This window comes from Ruminococcus sp. YRD2003, assembly GCA_900109435.1.
GTDB lineage: Bacteria > Bacillota > Clostridia > Oscillospirales > Ruminococcaceae > Ruminococcus > Ruminococcus flavefaciens_G.
This window is the reverse complement of the sequence record FNZT01000013.1, coordinates 73,862-92,919: the sequence shown is the minus strand read 5'-3', so window position 1 is coordinate 92,919 and position 19,058 is coordinate 73,862. Positions and strand designations below refer to the sequence as shown.

Genomic DNA, 19,058 nt, shown 5'->3' with positions numbered 1-19,058 from the left:
AAGGAGAGAAAAGCGATGCTCATACCGAAACCGCTAAAAAAAGGCGATAAAGTCGCTGTAATAAGCCTGTCGAACGGTATTATCGGCGAGCCGTACTGCGCCCACACCAAGGAGACAGGACTTGCCCGTCTCCGCCGATTCGGACTTGACCCCGTGTTCACGGAAAATGCGCTCAAGGGCACGGAATACATACTTGCGAACCCGCAAGCCCGCGCAGCCGATCTCAAAGCGGCCTTCCTCGATGATTCGATAAAGGCGGTCATCACAGCGATAGGCGGAGTCGAGACCTTCCGCACATTCCCGTATCTCATGGAGGACGAGGGATTCAAAGAAGCCGTCCGCAGCCACCCAAAGCTGTTTCTCGGCTTTTCCGACACCACCCACAACCACTTCATGTTTCACAGACTCGGCTTGCAGACCTACTACGGACAAGCCTTCATGTGTGATATCGCGGAGCTTTCGGGCGAGATGCTCCCCTACTCCGAGGCTCAGTTCGAGAGCCTTTTCGCACCGTATCACGGGCGCAGGATAACTCCCGCCGATACGTGGTACAGCGAAAGAACGGACTTCTCTCCCGCCGCTCTCGGAACAAAGCCCTTGTCGCATAAAGAGACACGCGGCTACGAGCTCTTGCAAGGCAGTCCTGTCTTTGAGGGCGAGCTGCTCGGCGGCTGCATAGATAGCATGGGAGAGATGCTCCTCTCGGACGCGCTCGAACAGCTCGGAGACCTGATAGCGCCCGCGTGCGAACTTGTCGCAGGACTTGCTGACGATTTCAGACGGCAGTCGGAAATAATACGCAGGTATGAAATATTTCCGCGCGCCGACGAGTGGAAGGGCAAGATATTCTTTGCCGAGACGAGCGAGGAAGCTCCGCCGCCCGAGGTGCTGAGGCGATACCTCGAAGCATTCAAAGCGGAGGGCATATTCGCCAACGTCAGCGGAATAATCGTCGGCAAACCGATAGACGAGAAATACTACGAAGAATACAAGGATATATGGCGCGAGGCGGTAAACGACCCCGAGCTGCCCATACTTTACAACGTCAACTTCGGTCATGCAACGCCGAGAGCAATACTCCCCTACGGAGCAGCCGCCCGAGCAGACGCGAATAAGCAGGAGATAGTCCTGCTGTAACGCCACAAAAAGCAAATACCTCACTCTCGATTTCAGATTATCTTCCGCAAAAAATTTCTATGCTTTATGCAGCCACTATTTCACAATAGCCTCCATGTAAACAGGCTAAATTGTCATTGACTTTTTTGCTCTGACATGGTTGCTTGTTTGAACATCTCGGAACGATTGAAACCGAGCGTTTTATATCCTATATCCTGAGTGAACGGTTTGATTACACAAAATGGCGCAGAGAGTATTTCGGCAAGGCAAGTGTTGAAGAATTATCGTCCGCTGCCGCCGATCATGAAAAAGCCCACCCGTTCAATCCCAAGAAGCCTCAGCTTCCTATCGAATAATACACAACAGTCTATACGGCACAAAAGCTGTGAAGCGGTATTTCTCCGCTTCACAGCTTTTCATTTTCCTCATAAGAATTTACCGAATGGAAAAGTTTTAATGAATGCTCAGCTTTTTATACACTTCCAATCGTTTCCTGTTTTACAGCAACCGCAAAGCAGAAGGTCATACAGGATATTCGTGATTACTTTTTGAAAAAGCTTGATAGGATTTTGTCATCAACCATATGATGCGGTCCTATTTCCTGTATTTTATCATCTCTCGACCAATTCTCTCCTCATAAGGCAGAGGTCGAATACATCAAGAACACTGTCCATGCAAAGGTCAGCATTCTGCCAGTTTTCGAGCTTTGCATCAGGTGAAGCGAGCAGCCATTTCTGAAACATAACAAGGTCTGCGATATTGAATTCGCCGTCTGCATTGACATCACCCATGACTGAATCGAATGCAAAGAAGTCCGCACCGAGCTCATTCTTGTCAGAGTTCAGTTCCGTGAGCGGAGAAACACGCGAGCCATCATAATAGTACAGGTCATAGCCGCCGTTCATAGTACTGCTGAACACCATTTTTTTGCCGCCGATCGGACAGGCGTCCGAACAGTCGAACATCTCTGAATCAAACGGCAAGGAGGTTATCTTCCCGCCGTCACAGCAAATTATTGTGTCGCAGTGATTATCCGCGGAGCACCATTTCGTGAAGTAAAGCTTATCGCCGCCGACGATCGGATAATAGGCGTTCACGCCATTCTCGCCAAAAACAGTCTCGGACGTTTTTGTGCTCAGGTCGAGCCTGCAAATCGAGCCGATACCGTTAGTATATCGTGCGAAGTAAATGTACTTTCCGTCCTCGGAAAAGCACGGCATTGCCTCCTCAGAGGTGTCATCGGTCAGCATCGTGACCGTCATTGCCTTAACGTCAAGGAGGGCAAGATCATAGACAAAATCGTTTGCATTGGTGTCACGGTGACCGCGCTTGAAGACGATAGTTTTTCCGTCGGGAGAGAACTTCGGATCCTCGTTGCGGAAGCCACTGTTCGGGGTGATATTTGTAATTTCTCCGTGGTCGGAGAGATAAATATCCCACTCATCGGCATCCTTGTCTATCGCCATAAAAGCGAACTGCTCAGGAGACCTGCCGAAACAGCCGTTCATCGCGTGAATGAAATCGTCGCTGACTGTTTCAACTGTTCCGTCAGGAGTACGCAGAAACAGCTTGCTGTCAAGGTCGGAGTAGTTTTTGTAGCTGTGCCACAGGAGCCAGCCCTTCGGCAGTTCCGCGTCAGCCCGACCGTTGTCAGGGTAGGATTCGTACTGTGGAGAGTCGCCGCTCTCGTGGAAAGGCGTTATCTTAGCGTAGTCCGCCACGAATCCGGTCTGCTCGAAATCAGGCGTTCCGCCCCAATTCTTCTCGGCGATGAGCCATTTGTCCGTATCAAGCACCAAGCCGCTGAAATCATCATAGAAGATATCATCGGAAACTTTTTCCGCAGCAGATACCATAGGCACAGGGAGTGCAACAAAAAACGCAGCCGCGAGTGACATTATTCTTTTCAATAAAGAAATGCCCATAAAGACACCTCCGTTATTTGTTAATCCCTTTATATCTATAACACCCTGAATATCTTCATTTGGTTTCATACAAATATAGTTTTCGTTTATTTGCACAAATCACATCATACCGCTGCCAAAGGGAAGCGCACAGAGGGGAGCCCCAACCGTTATCAACTCGTCAAATCGCCGGATCTCAACAGTTGATATTTCCGTACCCGTCTCGGATGCGTACGATCTGCAAATTCAAACCGATTTTTGGTTGGCAGTATCTCCCAAATTGATATGTAGTCTTCCTGCCATTTCGAGCAGCGCCATACAAAAATCCATCTCCCGTGTCAACACTGTCAGTGACGGGTCGCCCTCGCGGATACGCATAGTGCGGCGTATCTCCTTTGGTATGACGACGCGTCCGAGGTCGTCTATTCTTCGTACGATTCCTGTTGCTTTCATAAAATAACCTCCCAAGATCAGTTGATTTTGTGAGGTTAGTATTTCCGAAAATGGTGAGATTATGCGAAAAAGTGTCACCGTCAATGTGTCGATAAAAAATAAAAAAATGGAAGGGGTATCACGGAAGATCCGAGTGAGTTTCTCCCCTCGACAGCGAGGGCGAGCCCGAGGAGGACAGCGTCCCCATAAAAAGCAGGCGACGGAACATTTAAGTGCTGACAGACCATTCCGAAAACTTTTATGGCACAGACCGAGAAAAACACAATTTAACAAGGACCCATGATAAACAAAAAGACTTTGGAAACAGTCAGGCATATCTTAACTTTTTAAATAGTATTGTAATCCATCTTCCGCCGTGCTATAATATGCTTGACAGCCAAAATCATACAAAGGAGTGAAACAATGCTAAAAAAACGAATACTAAAACGCGCCGCGGCAATCATATGCAGTGCGGCTCTGCTGCTCCCTGTCGGCGGATATGGCAGCAGCACAACTTCCCAAGCAGTATCGGCATCGAGCGCAGTATCCGAGGATATAGGACTTGTCGGCAATCTCTTCTGCGTTGCTGACGGCAGCGCCGCTGACCACGCTGCCCTGCAATGGGCGACCACACTGTCAGCCGACAGCTACACGCTTTACCGCTCGACCTCGCCCGATGACGGCTTCATCCCCGTATATGAGGGCAGCGGCACATCCTACGAAGACGACGATATGCAGACGGGCTCGACCTACTACTATCAGCTCAAGGTCACGTCCAAGGGCAAGGAAAGCTACTCGTCCGTAAAGTCGCTCGAACCCTGCGCCCTGCCGTCGGGACTGAGCACCTACGACAATCAGAAGGGCAGCAGCCTCGTCTACGAGACAAGCGGCTACAAAGTCGGCAGCACGTACTACAGCTACTCACTGAAAAAGCACAGCGGCAAGAACGACATCTACCTTGCAGAGACCACCTCCGCGGACGGCAAGCGTTTCGGAAATGAGCGTAACGTTGCAGACAGCTCACAAAATTCCATGCTTGAAAGCTGCAAGATAGAGTCCGTCCACATCGACTACATACCCGCGAAAAACAAGGTAGTAGTATGGGCTCACTGGGAGAAGCCCGACGGCTACTCTGACGGCAAGGCGCTTGTCATTACGGGAACTCCTGGCGGACAGTTCACAGTCCACCACGTATACAATCCGCTCGGCATTCAGGTGCGCGACATGGCTATCTTTTTTGATGATGACGGCGCAGGCTACCTTATTGCCGCCGCCAACAAGGAGGGACAGGGCGCGAACGCGACCATGTACATCTTCCGCATGAACGACGACTACAGCGACGTCACGGAGGTCGTGACCACGCTGTTTGAGGATCAGTACCGCGAGTTCCCGAACCTCGTCAAGAAGGACGGCTTCTACTACCTGTTCACATCTCAGGCGGCAGGCTGGTACCCGAGCAGCGGCGCCTACAGCGTAACGGATGACCTCCGCGGCGAGTGGAGCGAGCTTCGCAGTATCGGCAATACGTCGACATTCTCGTCGCAGTCGGGCTGGATAGTCAATATGCAGGACAAGAACTACCTCATGCACGCCTACCGCTGGCTGAGAGCATCGTCCACGAGCGGCACCACGCTCTGTCCGTTATATTTTGACAACGGCTTCGCGTTCTACGACTACTATCCTTACTTCAAATACAACACATCCACAGGCGACCTCTTCCCCGTTCAGCAGGGCGAGCTTCTCTCGCAGGACAGACCTGCTTCATCGTCGCTCGCGGCAAAGGGCAGCAGCTCCCCTGCCAAGGCTTTCGACGGCTCGTATCAGACCTCGTTTACCGCTATCGGCGATTACAAAAAATGGCCGTTCTACCTACAGGTCGACCTCGAACGCATCTGCGAGCTCTCGAACATCCAGACCTCGTGGTACATCTGCAAGGGCTCGGAGGGCTACTACACCTACACAGTCGAGGGCAGCCTTGACGGAGAGAAGTGGACAAAGCTCCTTGACCACACGGACAAGAACAGCGAGGAAGTCAGCAAGACCTACGGCTTCAACAGCGATATGCTCTCGGGCAAGGCACGGTACGTGCGGCTGAACGTTCAGAACGCCACGCTCCAGAACAATCCCAACAACAACTGGTACACGCCGACCGTATACGAGGTCAAGGTCTACGGTACTCCCGTCGGAGCCGCCGAGCCTCCCCGTCTCTACGAGAATATCGACTTCGAGAACGGCACGGGAATGCTCCTTCTCAGCAGCGGAGCGACTGTGAAGCAGGACGCCGAGCACGGCAAAGTGCTCTATCTTGACGGCAGTGACGAGGCATACGGTACCTTCCCCGCAGGGATGCTCGACGGCTTGCGCGATTACACCGTAAGCATGGACGTAAAGTCGGAGTCCGAGGGAGATTTCTTCACATTTGCGGCAGGCAGAGACAATGAAAAATACGTCTTTTTCCGCGTTGCGAAGGACTTGTTCCGATTCGCGGCAACTACCGATTCATGGCGTGATGAGACAGAGCTGAAATACGCGCTCGACGGCACGCAATGGCATAACTGCACGCTCGTGGTCAGCGGCGCTGACACCAAGCTCTATCTCGACGGCAAAGAAGTCCTGCACACCACGGAAACTCACGGTCAGCTTGCAGATATGGGTGCGGGTACGACCTGCTGTATCGGCAAGTCATTCTACGCCGAAGACACCTGCTTCAAGGGCAGTATCGACAACCTGAAGATATACAGGTGCGCGCTCACCGCGGAGGAAATAGGCGGCAGCCCCGAAGTCAGCGGCGACGTCAACGCAGACGGTACGCTCTCGGTCGCTGACCTTGTGCTCATGCAGAAGTGGCTGCTCGGAGTCTCCGACGCAAAGCTCGCTGACTGTCAGGCAGGCGACCTCTGCAAAGACGGCAGACTTGACACCTTCGACCTTATTGCAATGAGAAAGGAAATAGTCAAAGCCAAATAATATCTATCGTGAACAACAATACTTCCTCCCGTTATCAATTGATATCGGGAGGAACTTTTTGCCCGCACAGCCGCCCGACAGGGAGAGCAAAAAATATTTCGATAATTATCAAAATACCTCTTGACAAATGAGAAAGAGTGTGGTATAGTATATTTAGACGGATATCAAAATACCGTCTAAAAAAATAGCAGCTATTTAGACAAACATCAAAATAAAGGAGGTAGCCCCATGAAAGATGTATGGAATGCAATGGCAGACCCGACAAGGCGCGAGATACTGACGATGCTGCAAAGCGGCGAGATGACAGCTGGCGAGATAGCCGACCGCTTTGAGATATCGAATGCAACTGTCTCCCACCACCTGAAAATACTGCGTGAAGCGGGACTCATCACGTCTGAAAAGGAGAAGCAGACCATAACCTACAAACTCAACACCACAGTCTTTCAGGACTTCCTGAAAGGAATAGCCGCCGTATTTGGCATGAAAGGAGAAGACAATGAAAAATAACGCATTAAAGAGGCTTTCATCCGTAATAATCGCCATAGTTATCATAAACCTCATCGCCTCGGCGATATTCATACTGACGCTGCCCGAGCGCGTCCCCGTACACTTCAACGCCTCGCTGATATGTGACCGCATAGGCTCGCGCTGGACGGGAATGATAGCACCCGCGATAATGGCTATAGTATTCCCGCTTTGTCTGCTCGGAGAGAGCAAGGAAGGAAACAGCGATAAGAACAGGAAGCCGCTGACGATAATCGTGTCGCTGATAGCGGTGATGTGCGTAGGAATGAGCTGGTTCATACTCCTCCTAATGCACTCGGGAGCCGAGCTCGGCGAGAGGATACCCGCAAATTTTGACGTACTGGTACCGATGATGCTGGGACTGATGCTCGCGGTAATAGGGAACTATATGCCGACGGTGCGCCAGAACAAGACGCTCGGGATAAAGCTGCCGTGGACGCTGAAAAACGAGAAGTGCTGGGACAAGACCCACAGATTCAGCGGACGTATAATGGTGATAGTCGGCATATTAATGATAGCAGCAGCGTTTGTATTTCTGATTTGTGAGATAAGGAGCACAGTACCGTTTGTATTGCTGACTCTTACCGCACCGACGATAGCGGTAGTGATACCGACAATATACGCCTACTGCCACAGGAACGACTGAGCATAGAACGCAGAGGCTCCGTGCAAGCTTTGCCGCATCGTATTTCACGATTATGCTATCGCGGGAAAAGCTCCCCGCAGATTCCGTAACAATACAACCTTTGTGAAAACAGTAAACGGGTGTGACGTTGTCACACCCGTTTTTTATTCTTCAGCTTTTTTAGGCTTCCACATAAGGAAGTCCCCGAGTTCGAGCGGCTTGCCGTAGTAGTAACCTTGGAAGCTATGGATATTGAACACCCGCAAGATATCGCGCATCTCGGCAGTCTCGATACCCTCGACGCAAACCTTTGCGCCGAATGTCGTAGCTACGCCCGCGAACGACTTAACGAGCTCGCGCTCCTTCTCGTCCTCCTCGATCCTGAGGACGAAGCTGCGGTCTATCTTGATAGTATCGAACGGCAGGTTCTTCACGAGCCCGACCGACGAAAATCCCGTACCGAAGTCATCGAGCGCTATCCGGATTCCATGACCGCGCAGATTGACGATGACATTTTTGAGCAGGCGCATATCGAGCAGCCTGCACCGCTCGGTTATCTCCATACAGAGGTGGTCGGGCGGGAAGTTCTCCTCGCGCAGCGTTCTCAGCACCATCTCGACGAAATCAAGTCTTTCGAGCTGAGTATAGGAGAGGTTCACGTTCATGACGAAATCGGGATATTTCTCCATAATGCGCTTTGCGTCGTTGACAGCGGTCCTGAGTATCCACTGCCCGAGCTCGCAGAAGAGCGGATCCTTTTCGAGGACAGGGATGAACTGATCGGGCGGCACCATACCGAACTCGTCGCTCCTCCACCTGAGCAGAGCCTCTGCGCCGACGAGCTGTTCTGTCTCCGCATCGACGACGGGCTGATACATAAGGTAGAAGCCTCTGTAGTTCTGCATTATCGAGGCGCGTATCTCGTAGAGTTTTTCGATGCGGTGGCGGTTGTTCTCGTTGAGGTCATTGTAGAACTCAACCATCTCCCCCTGCCGTCTCAGTTTTGACTCGCTGTAGGCGAAATTAAGACACGCATATACAGTCTGCTGGTCTATCTCATAGTTATCGACGCACATCATACCCGAACTGAGTTCGAGTATCATCTGTTTTTTCTCTATAGAAAAGCCCTTGCGGAAATGATTGCGCATATCGTTATAGCGTTCGCGGAACTCGTCCGCGCTGTGAGTTTTTGATATCACGGCGAACTTTGTGCCGTCGAGCCTGTAGGCACAGCCGTTGTTGCCGACGTGCTCGAAGAGATAGCGGCCGAACTTCTGCAGCACCTTATTTCCGAATCGGTAGCCGTAGACCTCGTTTATCTCGGAGAACTTGTTAATAGCTATCATTCCGACACGGACCTTGTTATGCTTTATCATATTTGACTGCAAGTCGTCGAAAAAGCCGTACTGATTTCTCAGCCCTGTCAGCGTGTCGATATGGCCCTGAATGGCATGGTTCCTGATAACGCCGCCGAAGTATTCGGGCTTTCCCTTGTCATCGCGGAGAACGACACCGCGGCAGGTGCATACGTCATACTCACCGTTGTGCTTCATCGCGCGGTACTGCATATCGTGTCCCGAGGCGTTGCCCGAGAAGATATCGGAGATGCCCGCACGGTAGGCAGCCCTGTCATCGGGGTGTATGTGCTCTTCCCAGATATCCCCTGCCCCGTACATATACTCCGAGGGCAGACCAAAGCTGTTCACCGCAGCCTTTGACCAGTGCGAGAGGTCATATCTCATATCACAGAGGTACACATAGGCGCCCTCCGAAGCTATCTCAAACGCATTGAAAAGGGCATCGAGCTTTCGCTTTTCATCCTCGGGTATCATCACAGGCCTTCTGTCGCGGAGGTAATAACCTGATTTCAGTCGTCTCTTGTCCTCATACATCATAGCGTCCGCGCGGCTGAAAACGTCCGCGAACTTCTTATCCTTCTGCGGCTCGAACACCGCGATACCCGAGGCGACCACAGGGCCTTCCTTCCTGTTGAGGTTATCGCGCACCTGGTCGCAGAGGCGTTCGTAGAGGTCCTCCTTGTTGTGGTAGTCATCGCTTCCGAGGAAAGCAACGAACTCATCTCCGCCGATACGGAAGATAGGGCTGTGCGTGAACACATTGCATATCAGTCTGCACGACGCACGAATGAGCTCATCGCCCGCCTTGTGCCCGAGGGTATCGTTGGTCAGTTTAAGACCGTTTATATCACACAGCACGAGCGCAAAAGGCATATAGCTCGCCCCGTTGTCCATACTCTTCTGCACCGACTCCTCAAGCTCACGGAAAGCGGTCCTGTTCTTGACACCTGTGAGCTCATCGCGGCGCGCCATTTCGTTTGCGTGGCTGAGCGCCATACCGTGTGCGTGCAGTTTCCTGACCTCCTCATCGGTATTCTCGACACCGACGATAAGGTGGAACCTGTCGCTTGCCCACATGGCGGTCAGTCGCTTATAGTGGACGAAGCCCCTGACGAGGAGCCTGTAATCTACCACGACCTGTTTTCTCGTCTCGAGGGCAGACAGGAGGTTATCCCTGTCAACGACAGCAAAAAAGCGTTCCCTGTCTTCTGGGTGGATTATCTTGCTGCCAACGCTTACGATATTCTCAAAGAAGTTGCTGCTTGTTTCTTTAAGGTTGAGATCGGAAAAAAAGTTACCGCGGGAATGCGTCTGAAAGGTAGAATCCTCGCTGTTCACATACCAGATGAGGTCATAGCGCATAGCGAGGCTCTCTGAGATATGGTCAAACACGACGCGCTCAGCTTTGAGCCTTTCCGATTCCTGCTCCATACGGATCTCCTTGTCGATGTTGATGACGCCGAGGATGCAGTAGTCGCTGTCGCTCCTGCGAATGAACCTGAGCTTGTGGTACACGGGCTTGCCGTCGATCATAAGGCGGTAGACGATACTCTGCATAGAACCGTTTTTCATAGCGGCAATGAGCTTTTCCTTTTTAAAATCCTCCATGAAGATATGCTTGTCATCTTCATGGACGACGAGATCGGCATCGCGGACGAGGTCGGCGAAGAAATCGTCGCCGTGCTGCTGTATCTTCAGCGAGTGGAATTCGGGGTCTGCCGAATACCACTGATACTCACCTGTAACGATATTGACATAGTAAACGCTTGTATAGTCGATAAGCAGTGCCTCTGCGATCTTATTGAAGATCATATCCTTACGCTCCATAGCATCGCCTCCTCTCAATAGCAAAGCTGGTAAGACTATTATACAATTTTTTCGGTAATTTGTCAACAATAAGAACGCTTCTATTCAATTTCGTCAAAACCGATAAAACAGATCACCAATACAGCGATCCGCGGATACACTGCCCGCGGCATCCCGCTGAAGCACTTGCTATTTTTGCGGATATGTGGTATAATACAATGTGTTCCAGATGACCGACGGAGAATCAATCGGTATAATACTGCCGAAGTAATACAAGCAGTTTTCAAGGAGAGATAGAATGAGCATTTTTGACGTGTTTGACCGCATTTCCGCAAATTCGACAGCGGCAAGAGGTAAAATAGAGTATGTGATAGTCGGGCTCGGCAATCCAGGGCTCGAATACGAAGGGAGCCGCCATAATGCGGGCTTTTTCACGATAGATACGCTTGCGGAGCAGCTCGGCGTGAAGATAGACCGTCTCCGTTTCAAGGGCAAGACTGCCGAGGCGTCTATCGGAGACAAGCGCTGTCTGCTGCTCAAACCGACGACGTATATGAACAACAGCGGCGAAGCCGTTGTGCAGGCGCTGGAGTTCTACAAGATAGACGCCGAAAACCTCATCGTCATCTACGACGACATCTCGCTCGACCCGGGCAGGCTCCGCATACGCCGCAAGGGCAGTCACGGCGGTCACAACGGCATCAGGAGCATCATCGAGCTCACGGGCAGAGACGACTTCCCTCGTATAAAAATGGGCGTCGGAAAGAAGCCTCACCCCGACTACGACCTCGCAAAATGGGTACTCGGCAAGTTCGGCAAGGAGGACGCGGCAAAGCTGAAAGAAGCCGCCGAAAACGCCTGCGAGTGCATAAAGCTCATGGTACAGGGCAAGACCGATGAAGCGATGAACAAATACAATTCCTGACAGGGGAAAGATATGAAGCTATTTACGGACATTTTCCGCGAACTCTCAGGCTATAAGAGCGTTCGCGAGGCAATAGAAAAAAACATCTCACCCGTCTCCGTGACGGGTCTTTCGCATATACACAGGGCGCAGCTCATAAACGCCATAGATACGGGGAAAGTCGACCTTGTGATCACGGGTACGGAAGCGGAGGCAAAGAAGCTCTGCGACGACATCAACATGATGTCGGGCAGCGAAGCGGCAGTCCTCTTCCCGTCGAAGGAGCTCGTTTTCACGCCCGTAGACAGTGCGAACCGCGAGTACGAGTATATGCGCGTGTCGGCGCTCGCGAGGGCTGTCCGCGGGAGCTGCCGTGTGATATGTGCAAGCATAGAAGCCGTAATGCAGCCTGTTATCCCCGTCGGAACCCTGATCGCGGCAGGGATAGAGCTCACGTCAGGGCAGGAGATCGACCGTGACAAGCTCTGCCTCTCCCTCACGCGGAGCGGCTATCAGCGCTCGGAGAAGGTCGAGGGCGCCTCGCAGTTCTCTGTCCGCGGCGACATCATCGACATCTTCCCCGTTCAGTCGGATAAGCCCATACGCATCGAACTGTGGGGCGACGAGATAGAGAGCATTTCCGAATTCGAGACAGACACACAGCGCCGCTCGGACGTAAAGCTCGAAAAAGCGGAGATATCCCCCGCAGGAGAGATACTCTACGACTGCGCCGAGCTTGCCGACAAGGTAGAGGAGCTCTGCAAGAAAGCTCGCGGCAAGCGCATGGAGCTGATACGCGAGCACCTCGGCGCCGACGTCCGCAGACTCCGCGCGGGTGAGATACTCGCCCACGGAATGAAGTATTACCCGCTCGTTTACGGCGAGCCCTCGACGGTATTCGACTACATCGACGGCGCGGTGCTGTTCAGCGACTACTCCAACGTCATGGACACCGCAGCGGGCATAACGGCGCGTTACACTGAGGATATCAAGCTGCTCATGGAGGACGGGCAGCTCTGCAAGGGACTTGACGGCTACTGCCTCGAGCTCGCGAAGATACAGCACATCGCCGAAAAGAAGCCGTGCCTGTATATGAGCAACTTCGTCCAGAGCGGCGAGCGCATCGACTTCCGCCGCCTCGTCAGCTTTGAGGCGATGCAGACTGCCTTCTGGGGCGGCGAGCTGAAGCAGCTCATCGAGGATATCACCGACTACAAAGCGCGAAAGTACCGCATACTCCTCTGCGCGGGCAGCGAGAAGACACTCCCGATAATCCGTCAGGACCTGGAGGACGCGGGTATCCCCTGCGATATCGCGACCGATGATTTAGAGCTCCGCGCTGGACGCGTAGCGCTCATGTCGGGCAGTCTCAGCAGCGGCTTTGAATACCCCGAAAACAAGACCGTGCTAATCACGCAGGGACGTGCCATGGACTCCGTCCGCAAGCGCAAAGCCCGCAAGAGGAACAAGGCGGAGGAGATACGCAGCCTTGCGGACATCTCCGAGGGCGACCTTGTGGTACACAGCTCCCACGGCATCGGGCGCTTCATCGGCATCCGCAAGCTCGAATTCGACGGCGTCATCAAGGACTACATCACCATACAGTACGCGGGCACGGATAAGCTCTACATCCCCGTAACGCAGCTCGATATGGTGTCGAAATACATCGGTCCGCGCGAGGACAGCGGCGTAAAGCTCAGCAAACTCAGCTCGGGCGAGTGGCAGAAAACTCGCAGCAATGTAAAGCGCGCGGTCAAGGATATGGCTCACGAACTCATCGCGCTCTACGCAAAGCGCGAGAAGAGCGAGGGCTTCGCCTTCTATCCCGACGACGAGATACAGCACGATTTCGAGGAGCGCTTCCCCTACGTCGAGACAGAGGACCAGCTCACCGCTATCGCCGAGATAAAGGCGGATATGGAGCGCATACGCCCGATGGAGCGGCTGCTCTGCGGGGACGTCGGCTTCGGCAAGACCGAGGTCGCTTTCCGCGCGGCGATGAAGTGCATACTCGCAGGCAAGCAGTGCGCCATACTCGCGCCGACAACGGTACTTGCGTATCAGCACTACCAGACGGCACTGCGCCGCTTCGAGCACTTCCCCGTGAACGTGGAGCTCCTCAGCCGCTACCGCTCGCCGAAGCAGCAGGCGGAGATAGTGAAGAAGCTCGCGCAGGGGCGGATAGACCTCCTCATCGGCACTCACAAGATAATCCAGAAGAGCGTGAAGTTCAAAGACCTCGGACTCGCCATAATCGACGAGGAGCAGCGCTTCGGCGTGGCGCACAAGGAGAAGTTCAAGGAGGCCTTCACAGGCGTGGACGTCCTCATGCTGTCCGCGACGCCCATCCCGAGAACGCTCAACATGGCGATGAGCGGCATACGTGATATGTCGGTGCTTGAAGAGCCTCCGCAGGACAGATACCCCGTCCAGACCTACGTCATCGAATACAACGTCGGCACGGTCGTACAAGCGATAGTGCGCGAGCTCCGCAGGGGCGGACAGGTCTACTACATACACAACCGCGTCGAGAGCATACTCTCCTGCGCGGACAGATTGCAGCAGCTCCTGCCCGATGCGCGTATAGCAGTCGCACACGGACAGATGAGCGAGGACGAGATGAGCGACATATGGGAGCAGCTCGTCGAGCATGAGATAGACATACTCGTCTGCACCACGATAATAGAGACAGGCGTGGACGTCCCCAACGTCAACACGCTGATAATCGAGGATTCCGACCGCTTCGGGCTCTCGCAGCTCTACCAGCTCCGCGGACGCGTGGGGCGCTCCAACCGCCGCGGCTACGCATACTTCACCTATCAGCGCGACAAGGTGCTCACCGAGATAGCGGCAAAGCGCCTCAATGCCATGCGCGAGTTCACTCAGTTCGGCAGCGGCTTCCGCATAGCTCTGCGCGACCTTGAGATACGCGGCGCGGGAAGCATACTCGGCGGCAGTCAGCACGGACACATGGAAGCTGTCGGCTACGATATGTACTTGCAGCTCCTCTCGGAGGCTATCGCCGAGGAGAAGGGCGAGCAGCCCGAGAAGGTGCCCGAGTGCCTTGTTGACATACAGATAGACGCGCACATCCCCGAAGACTACATCACCAGCCTCAATCAGCGCATCGACCTCTACAAGAAGATAATGCACGTCACCCGCGACGAGGACAGGTTCGACCTGATAGACGAGCTGATAGACCGCTACGGCGAGCCTCCCAAGTCGGTAGTTGGACTGATAGAGGTCTCGCTCCTGCGCAACAAGGCAGCACATCTCGGCATAACGGAGATATCGCAGAGGAACGCGCAGATGTACTTCTACACCCAATACCTCACCATAGAGCAGATACAGGCACTCTCGGCGGCATACAAGGGAAAGATAACCTTCAACGGCTCGGGAAAGTCCTATGTATCGGTAAAAATAGACCCTAAGAAGCGTCCGTTCGATATGATGAAGGAAGCAGTCGGGATAATAGCCTCTGCGGCGGCAAAAAACTGTTGAAATCCGCCTGTTTCGGACTAAGAGCAGCTATCAACTTTGTGCAAAACGCCGCTTTACAACAAAATGCTTTTATGTTAGAATGTTTTTATAAAAATAAGTGCGCATTCTTCTGTTTATCCCCGCTTATACGCACGTAAGTAAGGAGTTTTTTTTATGAAGATGAACAAGGTACTCGCAGCCATGGCTGCATCAGTCGTAGCCGCTTCTGCCCTCTGCGCAATGAGTGTAACTTCTTTCGCCGCCGAGAGAGATGTGAAGTACACGGATTCGGGCAATTCCGCAGGCACTTCCGACGACGGCAAGCTCCTCAGAGCAAATATCCTCAATCAGTGGGCACAGCCTGCGGTTGCGGATATCCCCACCGAAGACACCGAGAACCCCTACACGGGCTATGTTAAGGTAACATTTGAGGTTTCGGGCATCGGTTCCGATTCAAAGGTCAAGGCTGAAGGCGCCGAGACAGACAAGGACCTTGAGGCTTTCCTCTGCGGCGGTATCGCTGACAAGAGCCGTCACATGGGCGAATACGAGAACGGCAAGATCCCCGCTGACGAGATCGTCAAGATCAAAGGCGACGGTGAATACACAGTCGAGTGGAAGCTCGACGAGCCTTCCGCGACTGCTCAGATCCTCTATGTCCAGACAAATATCCCGATCTTCGAGTACGGCGGAGACCTGGCTGCAACTTCTGCCAAGATCAAGATAAAGAGCGTCAAGACCGATGACGGCGTTGAAGCACCTTCTACTACGTCAGAGGCTGCCGAAACTACCACAACGGGCAGCGAAACGACAACAACTTCAAGCACTTCGACGACAACTACATCAGGCACAGGTACAACAACTACCAAGAAGGCAGGCGAGGCTTCTGCTAAGACAGGTGATGCAGGCGCTGCTGTTGCAGTCGCTGCACTCGGACTTGCTGCTGCTACTGCTTTTGCAGTAAGGAAGAAAGACTGATAAAGTCTGACCGATAAGCATTAATGCCCTCTGCGTGCAGGGGGCATTAATGATAGAAAGGAGATAATCAGTATGGAATACAAAAGAATACTTGCGAGCGCACTGACTCTCACTCTTGCTGCAGCTGCCGCAGGCTGCGGAGACAAGGGCTCGTCATCCGAGAGCTCGGAAACTACGACAGCTTCGACCGAACCCTCCACAGTAGCTGCCACAGAGGCAACTACCGAGGCTCCCCCCGAGCCTCCCAAGCCCGTTGAGGCGACCGACCCCAACACTATCACCTTTGACGACGGCGACTTCTCGTTTGCCTCTCCCAAGACAGGCGATGACGACTCAGCACAGGGAACTCTGGAGGTCGTAGAGGTCGAGGGCAACAAGATGCTCCGCTTCACCGATGACGGAAAGAATTTCGCAAACGGTACAGTCCAGAAGATCCAGATAGACGCGGTAAAGCTTCTCAGTCACGAGAACGTAGCAAAAGTGCGCTCGATCGAGTTCGACGTTTACGCAGACGCTACAGCCTCCGACTACGAAAATGAGGACGGCGAAAAGCTCAAGGCTCCTGGCTGGATAGGCGGCGGCGGCGGTGCAAACGTCGCAGGCGACAAGTGGTACCAGTTCGGTGAATGGAGCGGCGGTGAATACTACTTCGATATGTCGGGAGCAGCCCATGCTGAGTTCAAATTCGTGCTCGCAGCAGGCGGACAGTGCTGGGACGAGGCTATGGACGAAGCTGTGTTCCTCATAATGAGGTGGGGAGCTCAGAACGAAGGCAATATGTACATCGACAACATCGTATTCTACGATGAGGAGGGCAATTCTCTCCCGATAGAGAAGACGGCTGGCGAAGCTCCTGCTGCGGCAGATGGAGCTGCTGCCGAGGCTGAGTCAAAAGCTGACGCGACGTTATCTTCGGAAAAGGAAGCAGCTGTAGATAAAGCAGTCGATGACGGGATCGCAGCAGCAGAGGCAGCGATCGCAGAGGCAAATTCCAAGGCTGAGGAAGCAATAGCCGAGGCTTCGAGCATGGCAGCAGATCTGCGCTAAAAGGTAAACACCGAAGGAAGCACCTTCGGACAGATCCGCGGGTCACAGGGAACGTAACGTAAGTTTACGGCTCGGTGACCCGCTTTTTCGTTAAGGCAATACCGTACAAAGCTTGTGCTGGAGATGCGCCGACAGATTTTTCGTCAGATTGTATAGAAATTCCGCAGGCATACTGACGTATGTCAAGGAATTTCTGTGCAAGATGACGGAAAATATGCAAGCATATCCAGTACAAAGCCTTCAGGCGGGCTTTGTGCGGTGTTGCCTTAAGTGAAACGCTTAAATGCTGCGCATTTGCAAGACACTTGTTCCACTCGTTCTTTCACAGTTTAAACCAATAGCATAGCGAAGCATGGCTTTCACCTGAGAGTTGAGCCGTGCTCCGAGCTGTTTCACAGAATCGAGAACAGTGTTTCACAAGTACAAACGCCACACAGAAACATATGTTCCACGTGGAACAATTAAAACTCCCGAGTTAAGGCAGCATCGTCAAAGCCGTCAGACGGTCTTTGTACGTGTCGCCTTAACTCGGGAGCCTGCTTTATTTTTTGAGAATAAACACCGACATCAACACGAGCGCACCTGCCGACAGACTTGCCACAAGACCTATCGTTGCAAGAGTTTTGCTGAGCTTGCCGAACTTCGCCTTGCCGCCGACAATAGGTATCAGCGACAGAATAACGCCCAGAATTTCGGGAACTACGAGCACACCGCAGGTAAGGATCCCCACAATGCCGCATATAATAGAGATTATCGAGATCACAAGTCCGCGGGTCTCGTGCTTGACGAAGCCTTCAACAGGCTTGGTGTCGATAAGTTTTGCCGTATTCACGACCTTATTCAGCAGCGGCACTTCATCTGCTGCCGCTTTATCAGCTGCCGTTGCAAGCCTCGTAACGCCCGAAATATTCGACGCCATAGCCTCCGAGCTGAACGACTTGTTCGGTCTGACGTTGAGCTTTTCCACCGTGACGCCGCTCTGTGTGGTGTTCTGTTTCAGATCGCTCGCAGGCGTATGTTTCGGAGCTGCGGGCTCGATCACAGGCTGTGTCTTGGGCTTTAAGTCCATGATGTCATTATCGTCAAGAAGCGGGTCATAGCAGTGAACAGGCGGGAGCACTTCCGTGTGTCCGCAGTAGGGACAAGACATCATTCCCTTGTGTCTGTCTATCTCCATAGTACCCGTACAGCTCTCGCATACCGTATCTATCGGCGTAGCATCGCGCTTTGCCTGAAGTTCCTTTATCTCCTCGCGATGCCTCTTATCGAGCCCCTTTTCCACGAATTCGCGGCGGGTACGCTCCTCCTCCTGCGCTATGGCGCGCTTGGTCTGCTCCTGCTCGCGGGCGATAGCCTCCTCTTTTTCGAGGGTGCGTCGGTGGTCCTCGGCAACTTTATTTACAACGTTGTTTGCTGTACCCATAGCTGTTCCCAGAAGGGAAGCGATAAGCTCGTCTTTCATTCGGCTGTTCCTCCTATACCATTTTGGATGCGTGCTTTGCATACATTATAGCATAGATCTGTCGAAATAGCAAGAGCTGAGCTGACGATATTTCCTGCCGTAACTCGCGGCGGAAAAGAATATACAATTTGTATCAGAGACTCGGATCAAAGCCGCATAAAAAGTCCCCGCCGTGCATCCGCAACGACCATCTAACCGCGCAATATGGTCCTGCTTTCGCCTAACGCTCCGCGCACATTTTGTTAATTTTTTCGCAAACAATTATACTGCAAGTACAGAGTTAAGCTGCCGTTTCGCCGATACGGAAAAGGCACGTTCTCTACAGCGGAGGTGCGGGTCGGCAGCGGCAGCAGCGGTCCGAACAGTGCTCCCCTGCCCTGTCTGTACACGCTGATAAACAGCAGGACCAACAGTTCGGACGGCTGATGATAACCAAATATTGCGGAGTCTTCCT

11 protein-coding genes and 1 pseudogene are annotated in these 19,058 nt (G+C 52.9%); 8 read left to right on the top strand and 4 right to left on the bottom strand.

Features of this window, described 5'->3' with window-relative positions; genetic code table 11:
• Positions 1-15: 15 nt before the first annotated feature.
• Complete coding sequence (locus BMX22_RS12025) at positions 16-1,137, top strand: S66 family peptidase (RefSeq protein WP_074742678.1); 1,122 nt, start codon at positions 16-18, stop codon at positions 1,135-1,137.
• A gap of 590 nt (positions 1,138-1,727) precedes the next feature.
• On the opposite strand, the gene BMX22_RS12015 is transcribed toward BMX22_RS12025, so the two are convergent.
• On the bottom strand, positions 1,728-3,041 hold the full coding sequence (locus BMX22_RS12015) for a dockerin type I domain-containing protein (protein ID WP_074742676.1): 1,314 nt from the start codon (positions 3,039-3,041) through the stop codon (positions 1,728-1,730).
• 329 nt (positions 3,042-3,370) lie between these two features.
• Positions 3,371-3,473, bottom strand: a pseudogene (locus BMX22_RS16900) (AbrB/MazE/SpoVT family DNA-binding domain-containing protein); the annotation flags it as partial.
• A gap of 402 nt (positions 3,474-3,875) precedes the next feature.
• On the opposite strand from BMX22_RS16900, the gene BMX22_RS12005 reads away from it, so the two are divergent.
• The 3 genes from BMX22_RS12005 to BMX22_RS11995 all read left to right on the top strand — a co-directional run bounded on the left by BMX22_RS12005 (position 3,876) and on the right by BMX22_RS11995 (position 7,590).
• Positions 3,876-6,419, top strand: coding sequence for a LamG-like jellyroll fold domain-containing protein (locus tag BMX22_RS12005; protein WP_074742674.1), 2,544 nt, complete (start codon positions 3,876-3,878; stop codon positions 6,417-6,419).
• A gap of 228 nt (positions 6,420-6,647) precedes the next feature.
• Positions 6,648-6,926 carry an autorepressor SdpR family transcription factor gene (locus BMX22_RS12000; RefSeq protein ID WP_074742673.1) on the top strand — a complete coding sequence of 93 codons (279 nt, stop codon included), beginning with the start codon at positions 6,648-6,650 and terminating at the stop codon, positions 6,924-6,926.
• Positions 6,916-7,590 (top strand): SdpI family protein, encoded by a 675-nt coding sequence (locus BMX22_RS11995; RefSeq protein WP_074742672.1) that lies wholly within the window; start codon positions 6,916-6,918, stop codon positions 7,588-7,590. The genes BMX22_RS12000 and BMX22_RS11995 overlap by 11 nt, the downstream gene beginning before the upstream one ends.
• Before the next feature lie 143 nt (positions 7,591-7,733).
• Here the strand turns inward: BMX22_RS11995 and BMX22_RS15890 are convergent, their stop codons facing one another.
• Positions 7,734-10,754: an EAL domain-containing protein gene (locus BMX22_RS15890; protein ID WP_081349194.1), complete on the bottom strand. Its 3,021-nt coding sequence runs from the start codon at positions 10,752-10,754 to the stop codon at positions 7,734-7,736.
• Between the two features lie 277 nt (positions 10,755-11,031).
• Between BMX22_RS15890 and pth the strand changes: the two genes are divergently transcribed.
• From pth to BMX22_RS11965, 4 genes are all read left to right on the top strand, one after another.
• Entirely contained in the window at positions 11,032-11,658 is a 627-nt protein-coding gene (gene pth, locus BMX22_RS11980) for an aminoacyl-tRNA hydrolase (protein ID WP_074742671.1), read from the top strand.
• 12 nt (positions 11,659-11,670) lie between these two features.
• Complete coding sequence (gene mfd / locus BMX22_RS11975) at positions 11,671-15,138, top strand: transcription-repair coupling factor (RefSeq protein WP_074742670.1); 3,468 nt, start codon at positions 11,671-11,673, stop codon at positions 15,136-15,138.
• Positions 15,139-15,291: 153 nt separating this feature from the next.
• On the top strand, positions 15,292-16,095 hold the full coding sequence (locus BMX22_RS11970) for a hypothetical protein (protein WP_074742669.1): 804 nt from the start codon (positions 15,292-15,294) through the stop codon (positions 16,093-16,095).
• A gap of 72 nt (positions 16,096-16,167) precedes the next feature.
• Positions 16,168-17,142: a hypothetical protein gene (locus BMX22_RS11965; RefSeq protein ID WP_074742668.1), complete on the top strand. Its 975-nt coding sequence runs from the start codon at positions 16,168-16,170 to the stop codon at positions 17,140-17,142.
• A gap of 541 nt (positions 17,143-17,683) precedes the next feature.
• Here the strand turns inward: BMX22_RS11965 and BMX22_RS11960 are convergent.
• Positions 17,684-18,604, bottom strand: a complete 921-nt coding sequence (locus BMX22_RS11960) for a hypothetical protein (protein WP_074742667.1) — start codon at positions 18,602-18,604, stop codon at positions 17,684-17,686.
• Between the last annotated feature and the right edge of the window lie 454 nt (positions 18,605-19,058).

Excerpts from the sequence above, each read along its gene's own strand:
- BMX22_RS12025 (WP_074742678.1), top strand. The coding sequence starts at position 16 with ATGCTCATACCGAAACCGCTAAAAAAAGGCGATAAAGTCGCTGTAATA.
- BMX22_RS12015 (WP_074742676.1), bottom strand. The coding sequence starts at position 3,041 with ATGGGCATTTCTTTATTGAAAAGAATAATGTCACTCGCGGCTGCGTTT.
- BMX22_RS12005 (WP_074742674.1), top strand. The coding sequence starts at position 3,876 with ATGCTAAAAAAACGAATACTAAAACGCGCCGCGGCAATCATATGCAGT.
- BMX22_RS12000 (WP_074742673.1), top strand. The coding sequence starts at position 6,648 with ATGAAAGATGTATGGAATGCAATGGCAGACCCGACAAGGCGCGAGATA.
- BMX22_RS11995 (WP_074742672.1), top strand. The coding sequence starts at position 6,916 with ATGAAAAATAACGCATTAAAGAGGCTTTCATCCGTAATAATCGCCATA.
- BMX22_RS15890 (WP_081349194.1), bottom strand. The coding sequence starts at position 10,754 with ATGGAGCGTAAGGATATGATCTTCAATAAGATCGCAGAGGCACTGCTT.
- pth (WP_074742671.1), top strand. The coding sequence starts at position 11,032 with ATGAGCATTTTTGACGTGTTTGACCGCATTTCCGCAAATTCGACAGCG.
- mfd (WP_074742670.1), top strand. The coding sequence starts at position 11,671 with ATGAAGCTATTTACGGACATTTTCCGCGAACTCTCAGGCTATAAGAGC.
- BMX22_RS11970 (WP_074742669.1), top strand. The coding sequence starts at position 15,292 with ATGAAGATGAACAAGGTACTCGCAGCCATGGCTGCATCAGTCGTAGCC.
- BMX22_RS11965 (WP_074742668.1), top strand. The coding sequence starts at position 16,168 with ATGGAATACAAAAGAATACTTGCGAGCGCACTGACTCTCACTCTTGCT.
- BMX22_RS11960 (WP_074742667.1), bottom strand. The coding sequence starts at position 18,604 with ATGAAAGACGAGCTTATCGCTTCCCTTCTGGGAACAGCTATGGGTACA.